This window comes from Ureibacillus endophyticus (assembly GCF_003628435.1).
Taxonomy (GTDB): Bacteria; Bacillota; Bacilli; order Bacillales_A; family Planococcaceae; genus Ureibacillus; species Ureibacillus endophyticus.
The window spans coordinates 55,823-71,691 of sequence record NZ_RBZN01000014.1 but is presented as its reverse complement, the minus strand read 5'-3'; the positions used below and the strand labels follow the sequence as shown (position 1 = coordinate 71,691).

The window sequence follows — 15,869 nt, the reverse complement described above, 5'->3', positions numbered from 1 at the left end:
TCTTATACGGGACAGAGCTTCCGTTTAGCCAATGCGTTGTCGAGAAAACAGTAAAAATATTGGGTGGCAACACTCTGTATTTTTCATTGCAATTCTCTGCATTTTTATCTTGCAAAATACAACACTTAAAAGACCTGCGAAAAAGATAATTTTAACTCCAATATGCTTCCCTTTCATTTTAGAAATCATCCCGTTAATAAATAAACGCAGCATCGCTAATTCAGCACCAACGAAAAAGAACGTAACTAAATAGCCTTTCACTGCTTCATCCAAAATAAACGCTTTCCCTATCATTACAAAAACAACTGCCGCTGCAATTGACATCATTATTTTTGCTATTTTATTCATTATTTATCCCCTCCTCAAAATTGAACACCTTGTTCATCACACTTAATATTTTAAAATGAGCTCACATTTTATGCAATGAACAAAATTAAACACAACGTTCAATTTTGGGTGATTAAAAATAATTCGATAAAGAGCGTCATACAAATTTGTATATATTAATCTGCGAGTATCAATATAGCACATTTTTGCACAAAAAAACTCTTTCCACCGAAGTGAAAAGAGTCTTGAAACGCCAAATTAACGTTTTGAGAATTGAGGCGCACGACGAGCACCTTTAAGACCGTATTTTTTACGTTCTTACATGTTCATATTAAATAGGAAGAAACTATAAATAAAATAATTTGCGAAAAGCCTTGATTTATAAGGCTTTTTTGCATTTAACATAAAATAGAGGAAATACCCTCATATATGTTTCGTGGTCATAATGTGGTCAAAGAATTATCCCTAAAGTTATTTTCATTATTCAAGGTCAACGCTCTAATAATTACATTTAGAACGTTGATCTTTTTGATTTCCTTCAAATTGTTACTAAATTTAAATTGATTAAGAATGTTCTAATTGAAGCATGTTCTTTCTTATTTCCGATACATCATAGTAATAACTTAGTGCCTGAATAACCTCTTGCTTCAATGAATCAATATCTAATAATGGTGACATAATAACTGGATAATTTTTATTTAATTCAAAAATGACACGTCTACCGTAACGTTCATCTGTACCTAAATCTGGCCTATCTTTAATTTTAGCTTTCATAATACCTGAAATATCTAGTTCATCAATTATAGTCAATATTTTAATTAGAAACTCCGCATTTCGAAAAATAGAATATTTAATTATATAATTATATAAATCTAGATTTTCTAAAACTAGATTATAATACCTATCCTTCTCTTCAGCATTATTAAAATAATCTTCAATATATTCAACTGCAAGGACACATTTATAAATATAATTTTGCCAATCAAATGACTTTACCACAATATTTTTAAAATCTCCAAAACTTGTAGTGACATCAGGATAATTTTCGAGAATGTATTCACGTTTTTTCGTAACTAATAAAGAGTGCCAAAATAACTCATCTAAATGTAAATCACGGTCTGTATTTATATAGAAAGATGCCATAACCTGAAATGCTTGACGGAAGGATTGTTTCTTTTCTTCACCTGTTCCTTCAGCGATATAAATCGGAAAATCTGGTGCATTTGCAATTGTTACAATTTCATTGGAAAAATAGTCATCATTGCTAATAATTTTATCTTCTAAGAAGTCCCTGTAAAATTGCTCATTATTTTTATATCCTGGTTTTAATAGTTTAATTTCCATTATTAATAAGCTCCTTTACAGCACTTGCATATTTTTCAATAATCTTATCAGATATTAAAGAAATTACCTCATCTATCGTATCAATGGATACTTCTTCAATCATTTTTTTAGTCATTAGCTGATATAACTTAAAATCTAATAAATTTTCAGGTTGTGGAATTTGTGATAAATCAACATAGTCTTCACCCTTACCATACTCATTTATAAAACGTTGTAATGCAGTACGAAGCCCTGTATAAATATATGGATTATTAAATGCTTTACTAGATCCCACTCCATTAAATTGATAATCTGCTTTTCTATAATGAATAATGATTGTTTCAGATCCAAGCTCCACTTTAATATCAGATGATAAATTTTCATCCAATTTTTTCTCGAATAACACAAATGGATTTTGAATACTACCCTCAAAGACAACAATATTTGAGAAACCTAATAAAGAATTTCTAGATACTAAAATTTCATCTTTAAACGTATTATAAAATGCAGTTAAGTCTTTATTTTTACTAAAATTAATTTCTTTAGTAGACTGAATATGAAGTTGAATTGAAGTACGCTTATTTAAAGAAATTCGGTTCTTTGGTATTTCAACAGTTAGTTGATCAGACTCTAGCATAAAAAATCTAGTATCCTTTGATTGAATAATAAAAACTAGTACAGCATCTCCAGACTTAATAAGGTCATTAATAAATGAAGAACTAATTTCATAATCAATTACCAATCTATAATCATTAGTGTTTTCTTCTAGCCTTACATCTAATAAAAATGAACTATTTTTGTAGCTTGTTGACGTATTTGTCAAAATAGGATATGGAAAGTTCGCATCTTTTTTATAAATCATATTACACCTCTACGTAATAAATAAATTTTAAAGCTCGATTATAAATTGGTTTTAACTCCAATTTTAATTTCACAATTCCATCTTTTATAGAAACATTTTTAATAGTATGATTATCAAACTTACAGCTCGAACCTTTATTCTGATCGATAATAGCCACATAATTATCTTTTAAATTAAACTCATTGTGGTATTCTGTTCCCATTCCATCTATTACGTTAAATGAAATATTACAAGAATTTGAATTTTTTAATTCTGAGTTATTTTTAAAATTTAAAAGGATGATTTCAGAATCCTGTATAATTAATCTTTCTACTAAATTTGGACTTACACTAAATGTTTCAGAATTTTTATCCTGCAACTCATTTCCTGAACCTACTGTTGTTTTCCGAATACGTTTTATACCTGAATTAGTAGACTTTACTGATCCCTTTTTTGTACCCTTTTGTTTAACTTTTTTAGTGACTTCCGTTGCTTTCACAACGTGTTTTCCTTTACTAATTTTGACCGCTCCATAAGCTTTTGATAAGTCTTGCTTAAATTGAGATTCCATAATATATATAAGATCTTTAGTATCCATCACATCATCAGTAGGATTATTCTTTTTCATTTCCTCATCAATAATGGATGCAATTACCTTCGAAAGATTGTTTATAAATCGCTTTGCCTGAGACTTTAATTTTGGATCTCGAATATGGTCTGATGAAATTTTTGTATGTGATTCATTTTCTAGTGTTTTTAAATAATGATCTTCTTTTAATTCACCAATTAAAACAGCATTATAAGGTTTAGTAGCGTTCAAGTGTACAGAAAAATCTTCAATTTTCATACCAATTGTACGAACAATTGCTACACGCCCTTTTTTGATCTCTTCATCATATTTAAAATAAAGTTTAAAATGGAAATCTTCCTCACCATTTGAAACTACAATATCTTTTGGAGTTTCATTTTTATATGTATTTACATATAGTGGTGTGAAAACTTTTTTAATTTCTGAAGTCTCTTGCGTATAATAATCGCTATCACAGACGAATTTCTCAATTGTATCTGCTTTAATTATTTGATCATTTACATGAACTTCTAATTTTCCTTCTAAAATAGATAAAAAATAGCTATCACAGACCGTTTTAATTATCTCATCCTCATTATCAAACTCTTTACGTAAATAAGGGATAATTATTTTTAAACCTCTAGTTTTCTTTTCAAAAACAGAATGAAATTTATTTTCATATGGAATAAACTTCGGTTTACCATTTTCTATCTTTTCATCTGTAAAATAGCCTGTTGAACGGTAGCATTGATCATTATACAAATGCTCAATTAATTGAACTGTACCACCTAAATGTTGGTTTCCATATTCATCACAGTTTGCAAAATACATTGCATGAAGATCAGATGCAGCATTTGATGAAATCTTTCCTACTCCATGAGAGCCACCACGTACTTTTTCAATCGTTTCATCACTTTCTTCAAAGTGTATACCTTTGCTATATGCATATATTCCCCATGTATCTTTTTTGGAATTACTCTGTCCATTTACCGCGCCAGTAAGACCTCTAGTATTAATATCCTCAAAAGAGATATAGCGTACTTCCTCTTGATCAATTCTTTTTAACATATGGTTAACTGTTTCTTTAGTATAACTATTTCTCCCTTCAAGGCATTTAATTCTATCAATAACATCATTGACCCCAGGTATTTCATCACGTTGAATTGTACCGATTTCTATTTTTACAATAACGGGTTCAGAACTATTAATTAAACGTCCATCGAGGGAATTTTGTATATTTTCTTTAGTTAATCCTGCAACTCCTAAACTATAAAAACGTTCTAGAATTTTATTAAAATTTAATTCTTCAATCTGTGAAATCTCCGAAAATTTCCACGAACATGTTTTTGTAGCAGAATGATTCATATAAACACCTCAATTATTTTTTCTTATTATTGAATGTAAAATTAATTTCAGGAATTTGCTCTTGTTTAAATTTACTTTTTAACAGTTGAATTTCCATTTCTAACGTATTAATAATGGCTTTTACATGTTCATCTGTATAATCATAGTTGTTTTTGTTCGATAAATTTCCAATTAGTCGTATTTTCTTTATCGCTTCATTCATACGTTTTTCACCAAGCTCTTCAAATTTTTCACGTTTACTCATTAATAAACACCTCCATTTATCAATTATATTTTATAAGTTACATTTTATTAAATTAATAATATAATATTATATTAATTGATACAATTCAATATTTAATTATACATTTTCATTATTTAGTATTACATATTAAAAATAATATTAAATAACATGCTTAATTTTTACTTTTAAAAATTATATATCATAAATTATTGCGTTTTATTGTTAACATGTCAAAATATTAGTCAAATAAAAAGAGTGCTTTAAGCACTCTTTTAAGATATTTACTTAATCTATTAACTTACTTCTTCTATCAACCAACTAAAACTAGTGATTTAATACTTTTTAATTGTTTACTTTATTGGTTTAACGAATCTCAAGTATTCATTTTGTTTTACATCATGACAATTTGAAAAAATTGAATAATGCGGTGAATATTTTATATTAAATTTAATCTAGATACACTTAGTCATTTTTTGGACCGATTTTAGTAACATTATGGTTTCCAAGTTATTGTATTAGCGGCTTCCTCTAGTAAATCCTCTAAGCTATTCCCCTTCCCTCTAAATGTTACTTGAACTTCTTCCTGTTTTAACTGATTTACCGTTTTATTCAAATTATCAAACAATTTATCTGTTGGAATATCTGACAAGTTGCGTTTCTCTATTTCTTTTCTAAACCTTTCTACAATTTCACCAAGTAACTTTATTCTTTCAGTTTTAGTTAAATAAAATTGTTCCTGTAATGCTTCCATTTCTATCGCTTTTAGATTTTCTATTTCGGTTAAATACGTTTTTGACCATTCAATAAGAGTTGATTTTGCAACTTTTAACTCCTTAGCAATTTTATCAAAACTAATTCCCTTAGCTCTCATTTCAATAAACTTTTGCCTCGTTTCATTGTTCTTCATTGCTATAACCTCCTATAAAACTAGTTAACTCGTAATTTTTTTCGATAATCGTCTGTAAACAAATCAATAAATTTTGTATTATTATTTAAACGGCTAAAGACTCGTTCTCCAACGGCAATTGGTAAGTCAATATCCGTTAAGTTACTAGTGTAGATTGTCGGTTTACCACTCCGACTTTCTACTACTTCAAAAATAATTGCTTTTCTCCAATCATCTTTACTACTTATCACCTCGGATCCAAGATCATCTAATATTAGGAGATCCAAATTTTTTATATCGTTGAATATATCTCTTTCTGTTTTAATTGCACCTTTATGATAAGTTTCTTTTATTAATGTCATTAATTGTCCAGTTGTCAAAAATCCAACTATAAACCCTGCTTCTTTGATGGTCCGCGCGGTAGCAACACTTAGATGCGTTTTACCCGTTCCTGGACTTCCCATTGCAAGGACATTATACGTATTTCCTTTTGTCTCTAAAAAAGCTTTTGTAAAACTAATCATCGCCTCTTTTGCCTTCGCATTAATTTTGGTTGTTTCAAAGTAATTTTTAAATCCCGCGCTCTTTAAGTCTGTTGGGATATGATAATATTCTTTTGCAATCCTTTGACCTTCTAACTTCAATAATTTCATTACCTAAATTAACTTTTTTATCTTCATGGTTAACCATCATTAATATATCTAACCAAGCCTCATACTTTGAGAATTTCCTGTCAATTTGGTATAGCCAATGTTCTTGAATTTTACGGTGAAGTTTAATCCAGCCTTGCAATAACAATCACCTACTTTTTAATCAATCCTAAATATCTGATTGGTTTCGCATCCATTCAGTAATATCATAACGGCTTAATCTTATAACTTGTCCTTTTTGAAAGTAGGGAATCTCTCTATTCGCTATCATTTTTCGTATTGTAGGCACACTAACTTTTAAGTAATCCGCACATTCTCGTATGGTCATAACATCATTTACATTCTTTTCAGCTTGTAAATCCAGTAACACTTCATGCAATACTCTTTTCAATTCCTTCTTATTAATCAATACTATGTCTTCTGGGAGTTCCAACTTAAAATTCATCTTCTCATCCCCTTGTAATTTTTCTAATTCTCCTTGTAAAAGTATTCAAGCGGTTTCTCTAAAGTTAATGCAAGTTGATCAATAGTGGATGAACGTATTATTTTTTTGTATCCCTTTTCTATTTCTCCGATTGTTTTACGGCTTACTCCAGATTCACTTGCTAACCTTGTTAAAGTCCATCCTTTTTCCGCTCTTGCAATCTTTACTTTTCTTCCATCAATTGTGTGCTTAGAATATCTAGTACAATTCAAACCATATCACCTCCTTAATTACTCATTTTGTGTACAGTTAAATATTAACATCCCAAAATGAGTAATTTCAAGTTGATTTTTGTATTCAAAGTGTGTAATATTTAATTGAAACTACTCAAAAGGAGGATTGTTTATGATTATTGGTCAAAGAATTCGCGAACTTCGAAAAAGGCGAAATATGACATTAAGGGATTTAGCAACTGAATTAGATATTGCATTCACTACCTTAGGGAATTATGAGCGCGGTGATAGACAACCCGATTTAGATTTACTTATTTCTATTGCTGATTTTTTTGGAGTTACGATGGATTATTTAACAAGAGGGGATAAATTTACGAATCTTGATGAGTTAAATTCTATCGAATATACAAAGGATTTAGATAAACTTTTAAGTCTAGTAAGACCGGAAATAAGAGGCCAATATTTAAAAATTTATGAGGAGTTATTTTCTATTATTATTGAAAATGCAGTTAATAACCGGGATTCAAAAGAACTTATATTGTTGGAACAAATATTAAATTTTATTTACCGTATGAAGTTTAGTTTTAAAGAAGATGAAATTGAAAAATACTCGGTCTCCACAAAATACGAAGTTACAAAAGTGTATTTAAAGGAAAAAAGAGAGTTGGATAAATTGATAGATGAATTATTTGAAATTTATCTTGAAAGAAATTAAAACTACAATAGTAAATTAGAGGTGAAATAAATTGGCTTCATTCCAGAAGTACACAACAAAACAAGGTCAACTGTGGATGTTTAAATTAGACACTGGTATTAATCCTGAGACAGGAAAAAGGCAAACTACTACACGTAGAGGATTTAAAACAAAAAAAGAGGCACAACTAGCTGCTTCAAAGCTTGAACAAGAGATTGCGAGTGGTATTTCAATTAATGTTGCAAATCTAACCTATAAAGAAGTATTTGATGAGTGGTTCAAAGATCATTCTAAAGCAATTAAGTTAAGCACCAGGAAAAGTATGTATATCGCAACCGAATATTGAACCACTTGTTAATTGAGCCAGTGAGCCACTTAATACACTCTGTCTTTTCCAGAAGAACACCTCGGCTTTATTTGGAGTGGCGGGCATGATACCCTTGTGCGGGCGTTAAATCCTTGCTACTACGCCCTTTAAGCGCGAATCATGCCCGCAGAGGCTCCATGTAAAGCCTACTGATAAACTTGCTACTAACTTTATCTTGTCCATGAAAATGGCTCATTTTTTTAGTTGCGAAGTGGCTCACAATTCAATTGCGAAATACAAAAGTATCGAATCTAAATTTAATAAACATATCTTACCGCGCTTTGGTCAACTAAAGATAAGAGATATTACCAAAACCTACTGCCAAAAAGTAATTAATGAAATCGCTGAATCGATCAAATCGGTAAATGATATTAAAATACAAGCTAACCAAGTTTTTAAGTACGCCTTGAAAATGGATATCATTCAAAAGAACCCTTTAGAACATATAAGCATCCCTAGACAACAAAATGAACTTATCAATGATGATAATGAAGCGGATGCGCGGAATTACTGGAGAAAAGATGAAATTAAAAAATTCCTTGAAATAACTAAACTTGAATTATCATATCGTGATTATGTTTTATTCCATCTTTTAATATATACAGGTGCACGTAAAGGTGAAATTTTAGCTCTTACATGGGACGATATTGATTTTAAATCTAAATCGATTCGATTTTCTAAAACACTATTCCATAACAAAGGCGAATTTATCTTTCAAACGTCAAAAACAAAGGAATCTAGACGTTTAATAAGTTTAGATGATAAAACCCTTTCTATACTAAAAAAATGGCGTGTAAGGCAAAAGAACTTGGTTTTACTTAGTACAGAAGATGATGCTTTAAAAAAACAAGAGTTAATTGAAAATAATCAAACTTTTGAGAGTAAGGAAGTACAAGAGGATACGGAAATCCCTCGAAACCTAAATTTAATTTTTAGTCGTGAAGACGGAACCCCTATTCGTTTAGCTTATCCAAATGAAAAGTTAGACATTGTGATTAAGAAGCATAACCTTCACAGAATAACTATTCATGGTTTGCGTCATACACACGCTTCACTTTTATTTGAAGCAGGAGCAAGTATTAAAGAAGTCCAGGAACGTTTAGGACACTCAGATATACAAATGACAATGAACATTTATACGCACGTTACAGATACACTTAAAGAACAAACCGCGCACAAATTTCAAAGGTATATCGAGTTATAAATATGTGGTCACAGGTGGTCATAAAAATTCCGTGGTCAAAATGTGGTCAAAAGCATTTTTAAGTATAAAAAAGACCCTTTCCACCGGAGTGAAAAGAGCCTTGAAACGTAGATATATTAACGTTTTGAGAACTGAGGCGCACGACGAGCACCTTTAAGACCGTATTTTTTACGTTCTTTCATACGTGGGTCACGAGTTAGTAAACCTGCAGATTTAAGTGCTGGACGGAAATCTGGGTCAACTTGTAGTAACGCACGAGCGATACCATGACGGATTGCACCAGCTTGACCAGTGAATCCACCACCGTTTACGTTTACAAATACATCATAGCTACCTTTAGTTTGAGTTGCTTCTAATGGTTGGTTGATGATTAAGTGTAAAGTTTCGAATGGTAAGTAGTCTTCGATATTACGACCGTTAATAACGATTTTGCCTTCGCCTGGTACTAAACGTACGCGAGCTACTGAGCTTTTACGGCGACCTGTGCCGATATATTGAACTTGTGCCAAGTGAATATCCTCCTCTAATTAATTATCCGCGAAGCGTATAGCTTTCTGGTTTTTGTGCTGCATGTGGATGTTCTGCTCCAGCGTATACGTGAAGTTTTCCGAACATTTTACGTCCTAAAGAGTTTTTAGGAAGCATGCCTTTTACTGCTAATTCGATCATTCTTGTTGGGTATTTTTCTAACATTTCGCCAGCAGTACGAGTTTTTAAACCACCTGCGAACATAGTGTGGTGACGATATAATTTATCCTCTAATTTGTTACCAGTTAAGTGAATTTTGTCAGCGTTGATTACAATTACAAAATCACCAGTGTCAACGTTTGGTGTGAATGTTGGTTTATGTTTTCCGCGTAAGATTGAAGCTACTTCAGAAGCTAAACGTCCAAGAGTTTGTCCTTCTGCGTCAACTACTAACCATTTACGCTCTACTTCTTGACCTTTAGCCAGGAATGTTGTACGCATTTATTTGTCCTCCTAATCGATTCTAATACCGTTATTTTTCATTATATAATCACTTATAAGTTTCGGGGCTTATTTGTGGTTGGTAATGAAAATACCATATGTCATATTATAATATATTCTGTAATTAGTCAAGAAAAAAGTTGCACACCAGGGAAAGTTGTTTTTTTCGACTATGCATAAATATTCCTGTTTTAATAAAACACCTTTTCTAAATATAGACCGTGTGCTGGCGCTGTTTTGCCAGCTTTTCCACGATCTTTGGAAGCAACAATTTCCTTTAAACTAACTGCTTCTCGTTTCCCAATACCAACTTCCCATAAAGTACCTGCAATTATTCGTACCATATTGTACAAAAAGCCATTGCCTTCTATAACCATGTGTAACTCGTCAGAATGCCTCTCAAAGGTTAGAGAGTAAACAGTACGTACTTTATCAACAACACTTGTATTCGCAGCACAAAAGCACGAAAAATCGTGTGTACCGACGATATACTGTGCTGCTTCATTCATTTTCTCCACATCTGGTTGTATACCTTTTGTTTCAACTGAGAAATGTCGACGAAAAGGGCTTTGTTCTTCCTCGCAATTCCATATATAGCGATATCGTTTTCCCGACACGCTAAATCTTGCATGAAAATCATTTGGTACTTCTTCTATTTCTAAAACGCGAATATCACGGGGAAGTTGGACATTCAACGCTTTTTTATAACGATCTGGCTCAATGGTTAATGGTGTATCAAAGTGAATAACTTGTCCAGTTGCATGCACTCGGGCATCTGTCCGGCCACTTGCTGTGATTCTTACTTTTTCACCTTTATGCATTTTCTCTAATACCGATTCAATTTCAAGCTGAACCGTGCGTTCACCTGGTTGTACTTGATATCCTGCGAAGTGTGTCCCATCATAGCTTATCGTTGCTTTTAAACGTCTCATAAACTTCACCTCGCTTAGTTACGCAAACCTACTAAAAGAATTGTAACAGCGGCTAATAATACTAAGCCCGTTGTATCTCTCCAATCCCATTTTAATTGGCGGTAACGCGTTCTGCCTTCTCCACCACGATAACCTCGTACTTCCATTGCTGTCGCTAAATCTTCAGCACGTTTAAAAGCACTAACAAAGAGTGGTACAAGTAAAGGAACAACCGCTTTAATTCTGTCTTTTAATGGCCCTGCACTTAAATCAGATCCACGCGCCATTTGAGCCTTCATAATTTTATCTGTTTCATCCATTAACGTTGGGATAAAGCGTAATGCGATGGACATCATAAGCGCTAATTCATGCACTGGTAATTTCATTTTCTTTAATGGATTTAACAATGTCTCTAGTCCATCTGTAATTGAAATTGGTGACGTTGTTAGCGTTAAAATAGACGTCATAAAGACAAGTACTAAGAAACGTATAGAAATAAAGATCCCTTGTCTTAAACCTTCCTCATAGACTTTTAAGAAGCCTAGCTGGAATATAATATCCCCTTCACGAGTAAATAAAATATGAATCATAAAGGTAAATACTAATAATATAATTACGGGCTTTAACCCATTAATTAAAAAGTATAATCGAATTTTTGACATCAAAATTACGAATAGGGTAAATGCCAATAATAGGGCATATGTCACTACATTATTTGCTAAAAACACAACAACAATAAAGGCAAAAACAAAAAGTAATTTTGATCGCGGATCCATTTTATGAACAAATGAATCACTTGGAATGAATCGCCCAAATATCATTTTTTCCATCATTGTTGACCACGCCCCTTTCTTAAGACACGTGATACTTCCTCTGCAAGTTCCTCTTCTGTTAAACAGATTTTAGATAAATGTTGATTCATCATATTCTCAATCTTTTGTTGGAACCTTACGATATGCGGTAATTCTAAACGATAGTTTTCTAAAGTTTTGGCATCAGAAAAAATTTCATGTGGCGTACCATTCAACACACATTTTCCTTCATGCATAATAGCAATTCGATCTGCATATTTGGCCGCGTCTTCCATGCTGTGGGTTACAAGTATTGTTGTAAGTCCTCTTTCTTTATGCAAAGTATAAAACATATCCATAATTTCACGCTGTCCACGAGGGTCAAGACCAGCAGTAGGCTCGTCCAATACAATTACTTCAGGATCCATTGCTAAAACGCCTGCAATGGCTACACGACGCATTTGTCCCCCTGATAAATCAAAAGGAGACTTATTTAACGTTTCTTCAGGTAAGCCTACAAGTTTAATAAGCTCTCTTGCACGTTTTTCTGCTTCTGCTTCAGAAACACCAAAATTCATCGGTCCAAACATAATATCTTTTAAAACGGTCTCTTCAAATAACTGATGCTCTGGGAACTGAAAAACAATCCCAACTTTTTGACGAATTGGTTTTAATTCTTTCGCTTTCTTCCCTGCTTCAATAACACGTTCTCCAATATGTACTTGTCCTTTTGAAGGCTTGAGTAAGCCGTTAAAATGTTGCAATATTGTGGATTTTCCTGACCCAGTATGTCCGATAATTGCCTGATAAGTCTGTGATGGAATCGCTAAATCTACATCAAATAAAGCGTACTTTTCAAAGGGTGTCCCCATTGAATAGGCGTAGCTTACTTGTTGAAGTTTGATGTCCATAAATCATTCACCAACTCTTCTTCTGTCATATGTTCTCCTACTAACTGTACACCTTTCGATTGTAGAAGTTTTGTCATTCGCATTGCAAAAGGTAATTCTAAACCAAATTCTACAAGCTTATCGCCTAAAGCAAATATTTCAGTTGGAGTTCCTTCTGCATATTTTTTTCCGTCATTCATAAATAAAATTCGGTCTGCATAAAGCGCTTCCTCAACATCGTGGGTAATGGATAAAACGGTTAAACCAATCTCTTCACGCAATGCACGAACTGTTTTTAATACTTCATCACGACCTTGAGGATCAAGCATTGATGTAGATTCATCAAGAATTAATATTTTCGGACGCATTGCGAGTGCTCCTGCAATGGCTACCCGCTGCTTTTGCCCACCTGATAAGTGATGAGGTTCATGATTTAAAAATTTCTCCATTTTAACTTGAGCAAGGGATTTGTGTACACGCTCAACCATATCTTCATATGGAACACCACTATTTTCAAGAGCAAATGCAACATCATCTTGTACAGTTGCTCCAACAAACTGATTATCTGGATTTTGAAAAACCATTCCGATTTGCGAACGAATTTCCCAAAGGTTATCTTCTGTTAATACCTCTCTCATCACACGCACTTCTCCCTCTTGCGGGAAAAGTAATCCACTAACAAGTTTCACCATTGTGGATTTACCAGAACCATTATGTCCAACAATTGCAATCCATTCACCTTGTTGTATCGAGAAGGAAACATTTTGAACGGCTTTACGAGCATCTGGATTATCTGGTGTGTATGAATAACTTACGTTGTTAAACGATAAAATTTCCGTCACTACTCTAATCTCCTCTCGTTCTAACTCTACTAACTAAATTACACTGTATTGTAGTGTAATGCTATACTTTTGCAGGTTTTTTCTTTTACATATATAAAAATAAAGTACGTTAACAAATCTATAAGATAAGGTTAGATTGTAACGTACACTATTTTTGTATATGTATAAAACTTAAATTTGTCAGTAAATGCATTTTAAAAATAATAAAAAAGCGCGCACCTCATTCAGAGAAATGCGCATTTTACATTTAATACGAGAACACGGCTGCTCAATTCCGTGTTCCTTTGAATGAGGTGCGGAGAGCTAGACGAGACGCCGCAATCGAAATTGCTCGCTCATTATAACGCTCATGCCATTTTATTGTCGTATAAATCATTATTAAAAAGGGGTGTCCGGGTTCAACCGGTGAACCGGACACCCTCTAGTCGCAAGTAGGTTAACTAAATTATACTAATTCAATTACTACTACAGGCGCACCGTCACCACGGCGAGGACCAACTTTAAGAATTCGAGTGTAACCACCTTGACGGTCAGTATAACGTGGTGCAACATCATTAAATAACTTTTGAAGTGCAAATGAAGTTGTTTCGTTACCTTCTTCGTCAGTAGTTGTTACTACTTCACGACGGATGAATGCAGCCGCTTGGCGACGAGCATGTAAGTCTCCACGCTTACCTAAAGTAATCATTTTTTCAACAACTGAACGTAATTCTTTCGCACGTGCTTCTGTTGTTTCGATGCGTTCGTTAATGATTAAGTCAGTAGCTAAATCACGTAATAACGCTTTACGTTGAGAACTTGTACGACCAAGTTTTCTGTAACCCATGGATGTTCCCTCCTTTATTTCAAAACTATCTATATAGATATAAATACTTGATTAGTCTTCTTTACGTAGTCCTAATCCAAGCTCTTCTAATTTCGCTTTAACTTCTTCTAGTGATTTACGACCAAGATTACGAACTTTCATCATGTCGTCTTCTGACTTATTCGCAAGTTCTAATACCGTATTGATACCAGCGCGTTTTAAGCAGTTGTAAGAACGTACAGAAAGATCTAGTTCTTCAATCGTCATCTCTAAAACTTTCTCTTTTTGATCCTCTTCTTTTTCGACCATGATTTCAGCAGTTTGTGCCTCATTAGTTAAGCCTACGAAGATGTTAAGATGCTCAGTTAAGATTTTAGCTCCAAGCGAAATCGCCTCTTTTGGACCGATGCTACCATCTGTCCACACATCAAGAGATAACTTGTCGAAATCAGAATTTTGTCCGACACGAGTGTTCTCCACTTGAAAATTAACGCGTGAAACTGGAGTGTAAATAGAGTCGATCGGGATCACGCCGATACTTAGATCCTCACGTTTGTTTTGATCAGCAGGAGTATAGCCACGGCCACGACGAGCATACATGCGCATACGTAGATGACCATTTTTAGCGATTTGTGCAATGTGTAGGTCTGGATTTAAAATTTCTACGTCACTGTCATGTGTTATATCTGCAGCTGTAACAGTCGCCTCACCTTTCACGTCAATCTCAATAACTTTCTCTTCGTCAGAGTAAATTTTCAGTGCCAGTTTTTTAATATTAAGAATGATTGAAGCAACGTCCTCTACAACACCTTCTACAGTAGAGAATTCGTGTAACACGCCATCAATTTGGATTGATGTAACAGCAGCTCCTGGTAAAGAAGACAGAAGGATACGACGTAAAGAATTACCCAAAGTGTTTCCATAGCCGCGTTCAAGCGGTTCTACAACAAACTTACCATATTTGGAATCTTCGCTGATCTCAACAGTTTCAATCTTTGGTTTTTCAATTTCGATCATTCAATTTACCCTCCTTCAAAACATCGAATGTATAGGTTCATAACATCATAATAGTCAAAAATTGTTGACTTTATAAAATTTGCACAAGATTTTTGTTTTGTACAAGCAATGATGAACTCAAATTAAATTTGAGATGCACCCATTACACACGACGACGTTTTGGCGGACGGCAACCATTATGTGGAACTGGAGTAACATCTTTAATTGCAGTTACTTCTAGTCCTGCAGCTTGAAGTGCACGAATTGCAGCTTCACGACCTGCACCAGGACCTTTAACAGTTACTTCCAACGTCTTCAGACCATGTTCAAGGGATGCTTTTGCAGCAGCCTCTGCAGCCATTTGAGCAGCAAATGGAGTAGATTTACGAGAACCTTTGAAACCAAGCGCACCAGCACTTGACCAAGATACTGCGTTACCTTGCATATCTGTAATCGTTACGATTGTATTGTTAAATGTAGAACGAATGTGTGCAATACCAGATTCGATATTCTTTTTCACACGACGTTTACGAGTTTGTTGTTTACGAGCCATGTTAAGA

21 protein-coding genes and 1 pseudogene are annotated in these 15,869 nt (G+C 33.4%); 3 read left to right on the top strand and 19 right to left on the bottom strand.

Annotated elements, in window-relative coordinates:
* Positions 1 to 24 precede the first annotated feature (24 nt).
* The 10 genes and pseudogenes from D8M03_RS07875 to D8M03_RS07830 all read right to left on the bottom strand — a co-directional run bounded on the left by D8M03_RS07875 (position 25) and on the right by D8M03_RS07830 (position 6,879).
* Complete coding sequence (locus tag D8M03_RS07875) at positions 25 to 348, bottom strand: hypothetical protein (protein WP_121214220.1); 324 nt, start codon at positions 346 to 348, stop codon at positions 25 to 27.
* A gap of 237 nt (positions 349 to 585) precedes the next feature.
* Positions 586 to 645: pseudogene (gene rpsI, locus D8M03_RS07870) on the bottom strand (30S ribosomal protein S9); the annotation flags it as partial.
* Between the two features lie 246 nt (positions 646 to 891).
* Entirely contained in the window at positions 892 to 1,671 is a 780-nt protein-coding gene (locus D8M03_RS07865; RefSeq protein WP_121214219.1) for a hypothetical protein, read from the bottom strand.
* A complete protein-coding gene (locus D8M03_RS07860; protein ID WP_121214218.1) occupies positions 1,661 to 2,512 on the bottom strand; it encodes a hypothetical protein in 852 nt (283 codons plus the stop codon). Before D8M03_RS07860 ends, D8M03_RS07865 begins: the two co-directional genes overlap by 11 nt.
* A 1-nt stretch (position 2,513) precedes the next feature.
* Complete coding sequence (locus tag D8M03_RS07855; RefSeq protein WP_121214217.1) at positions 2,514 to 4,424, bottom strand: hypothetical protein; 1,911 nt, start codon at positions 4,422 to 4,424, stop codon at positions 2,514 to 2,516.
* A 13-nt stretch (positions 4,425 to 4,437) separates the two neighbouring features.
* Complete coding sequence (locus D8M03_RS07850; RefSeq protein ID WP_121214216.1) at positions 4,438 to 4,668, bottom strand: hypothetical protein; 231 nt, start codon at positions 4,666 to 4,668, stop codon at positions 4,438 to 4,440.
* Between the two features lie 472 nt (positions 4,669 to 5,140).
* On the bottom strand, positions 5,141 to 5,554 hold the full coding sequence (locus D8M03_RS07845; protein ID WP_121214215.1) for a helix-turn-helix domain-containing protein: 414 nt from the start codon (positions 5,552 to 5,554) through the stop codon (positions 5,141 to 5,143).
* Positions 5,555 to 5,574: 20 nt separating this feature from the next.
* The gene (locus D8M03_RS07840; RefSeq protein ID WP_121214214.1) at positions 5,575 to 6,186 is read right to left on the bottom strand and encodes an ATP-binding protein; all 612 of its coding nucleotides are present in this window, start codon (positions 6,184 to 6,186) and stop codon (positions 5,575 to 5,577) included.
* 166 nt (positions 6,187 to 6,352) lie between these two features.
* Entirely contained in the window at positions 6,353 to 6,628 is a 276-nt protein-coding gene (locus tag D8M03_RS07835; RefSeq protein WP_121214213.1) for a helix-turn-helix domain-containing protein, read from the bottom strand.
* Between the two features lie 23 nt (positions 6,629 to 6,651).
* Positions 6,652 to 6,879, bottom strand: a complete 228-nt coding sequence (locus D8M03_RS07830) for a helix-turn-helix transcriptional regulator (RefSeq protein WP_121214212.1) — start codon at positions 6,877 to 6,879, stop codon at positions 6,652 to 6,654.
* 133 nt (positions 6,880 to 7,012) lie between these two features.
* Between D8M03_RS07830 and D8M03_RS07825 the strand changes: the two genes are divergently transcribed.
* The 3 genes from D8M03_RS07825 to D8M03_RS07815 all read left to right on the top strand — a co-directional run bounded on the left by D8M03_RS07825 (position 7,013) and on the right by D8M03_RS07815 (position 9,105).
* Positions 7,013 to 7,555, top strand: coding sequence for a helix-turn-helix domain-containing protein (locus tag D8M03_RS07825; RefSeq protein WP_121214211.1), 543 nt, complete (start codon positions 7,013 to 7,015; stop codon positions 7,553 to 7,555).
* Positions 7,556 to 7,586: 31 nt separating this feature from the next.
* Complete coding sequence (locus tag D8M03_RS07820; protein WP_121214210.1) at positions 7,587 to 7,880, top strand: Arm DNA-binding domain-containing protein; 294 nt, start codon at positions 7,587 to 7,589, stop codon at positions 7,878 to 7,880.
* A gap of 208 nt (positions 7,881 to 8,088) precedes the next feature.
* Positions 8,089 to 9,105 carry a tyrosine-type recombinase/integrase gene (locus D8M03_RS07815; RefSeq protein WP_245987506.1) on the top strand — a complete coding sequence of 339 codons (1,017 nt, stop codon included), beginning with the start codon at positions 8,089 to 8,091 and terminating at the stop codon, positions 9,103 to 9,105.
* 116 nt (positions 9,106 to 9,221) lie between these two features.
* Here D8M03_RS07815 and rpsI (D8M03_RS07810) read toward each other — a convergent pair whose 3' ends face one another.
* The 9 genes from rpsI (D8M03_RS07810) to rpsK all read right to left on the bottom strand — a co-directional run bounded on the left by rpsI (D8M03_RS07810) (position 9,222) and on the right by rpsK (position 15,862).
* Positions 9,222 to 9,614, bottom strand: a complete 393-nt coding sequence (gene rpsI / locus D8M03_RS07810; RefSeq protein ID WP_121214209.1) for a 30S ribosomal protein S9 — start codon at positions 9,612 to 9,614, stop codon at positions 9,222 to 9,224.
* A 22-nt stretch (positions 9,615 to 9,636) separates the two neighbouring features.
* The gene (rplM, locus tag D8M03_RS07805; protein WP_121214208.1) at positions 9,637 to 10,074 is read right to left on the bottom strand and encodes a 50S ribosomal protein L13; all 438 of its coding nucleotides are present in this window, start codon (positions 10,072 to 10,074) and stop codon (positions 9,637 to 9,639) included.
* 191 nt (positions 10,075 to 10,265) lie between these two features.
* Positions 10,266 to 11,006 (bottom strand): tRNA pseudouridine(38-40) synthase TruA, encoded by a 741-nt coding sequence (gene truA, locus D8M03_RS07800; protein WP_121214207.1) that lies wholly within the window; start codon positions 11,004 to 11,006, stop codon positions 10,266 to 10,268.
* A 14-nt stretch (positions 11,007 to 11,020) separates the two neighbouring features.
* Positions 11,021 to 11,818: an energy-coupling factor transporter transmembrane component T family protein gene (locus D8M03_RS07795; protein ID WP_121214206.1), complete on the bottom strand. Its 798-nt coding sequence runs from the start codon at positions 11,816 to 11,818 to the stop codon at positions 11,021 to 11,023.
* Positions 11,815 to 12,687, bottom strand: a complete 873-nt coding sequence (locus D8M03_RS07790) for an energy-coupling factor ABC transporter ATP-binding protein (RefSeq protein ID WP_121214205.1) — start codon at positions 12,685 to 12,687, stop codon at positions 11,815 to 11,817. The genes D8M03_RS07795 and D8M03_RS07790 overlap by 4 nt, the downstream gene beginning before the upstream one ends.
* Complete coding sequence (locus D8M03_RS07785) at positions 12,663 to 13,508, bottom strand: energy-coupling factor ABC transporter ATP-binding protein (RefSeq protein WP_121214204.1); 846 nt, start codon at positions 13,506 to 13,508, stop codon at positions 12,663 to 12,665. Before D8M03_RS07785 ends, D8M03_RS07790 begins: the two co-directional genes overlap by 25 nt.
* Before the next feature lie 445 nt (positions 13,509 to 13,953).
* The gene (gene rplQ / locus D8M03_RS07780; RefSeq protein ID WP_097073496.1) at positions 13,954 to 14,334 is read right to left on the bottom strand and encodes a 50S ribosomal protein L17; all 381 of its coding nucleotides are present in this window, start codon (positions 14,332 to 14,334) and stop codon (positions 13,954 to 13,956) included.
* A 51-nt stretch (positions 14,335 to 14,385) separates the two neighbouring features.
* Entirely contained in the window at positions 14,386 to 15,330 is a 945-nt protein-coding gene (locus tag D8M03_RS07775; protein WP_121214203.1) for a DNA-directed RNA polymerase subunit alpha, read from the bottom strand.
* 142 nt (positions 15,331 to 15,472) lie between these two features.
* Positions 15,473 to 15,862: a 30S ribosomal protein S11 gene (gene rpsK / locus D8M03_RS07770; protein WP_097073494.1), complete on the bottom strand. Its 390-nt coding sequence runs from the start codon at positions 15,860 to 15,862 to the stop codon at positions 15,473 to 15,475.
* Positions 15,863 to 15,869 lie beyond the last annotated feature (7 nt).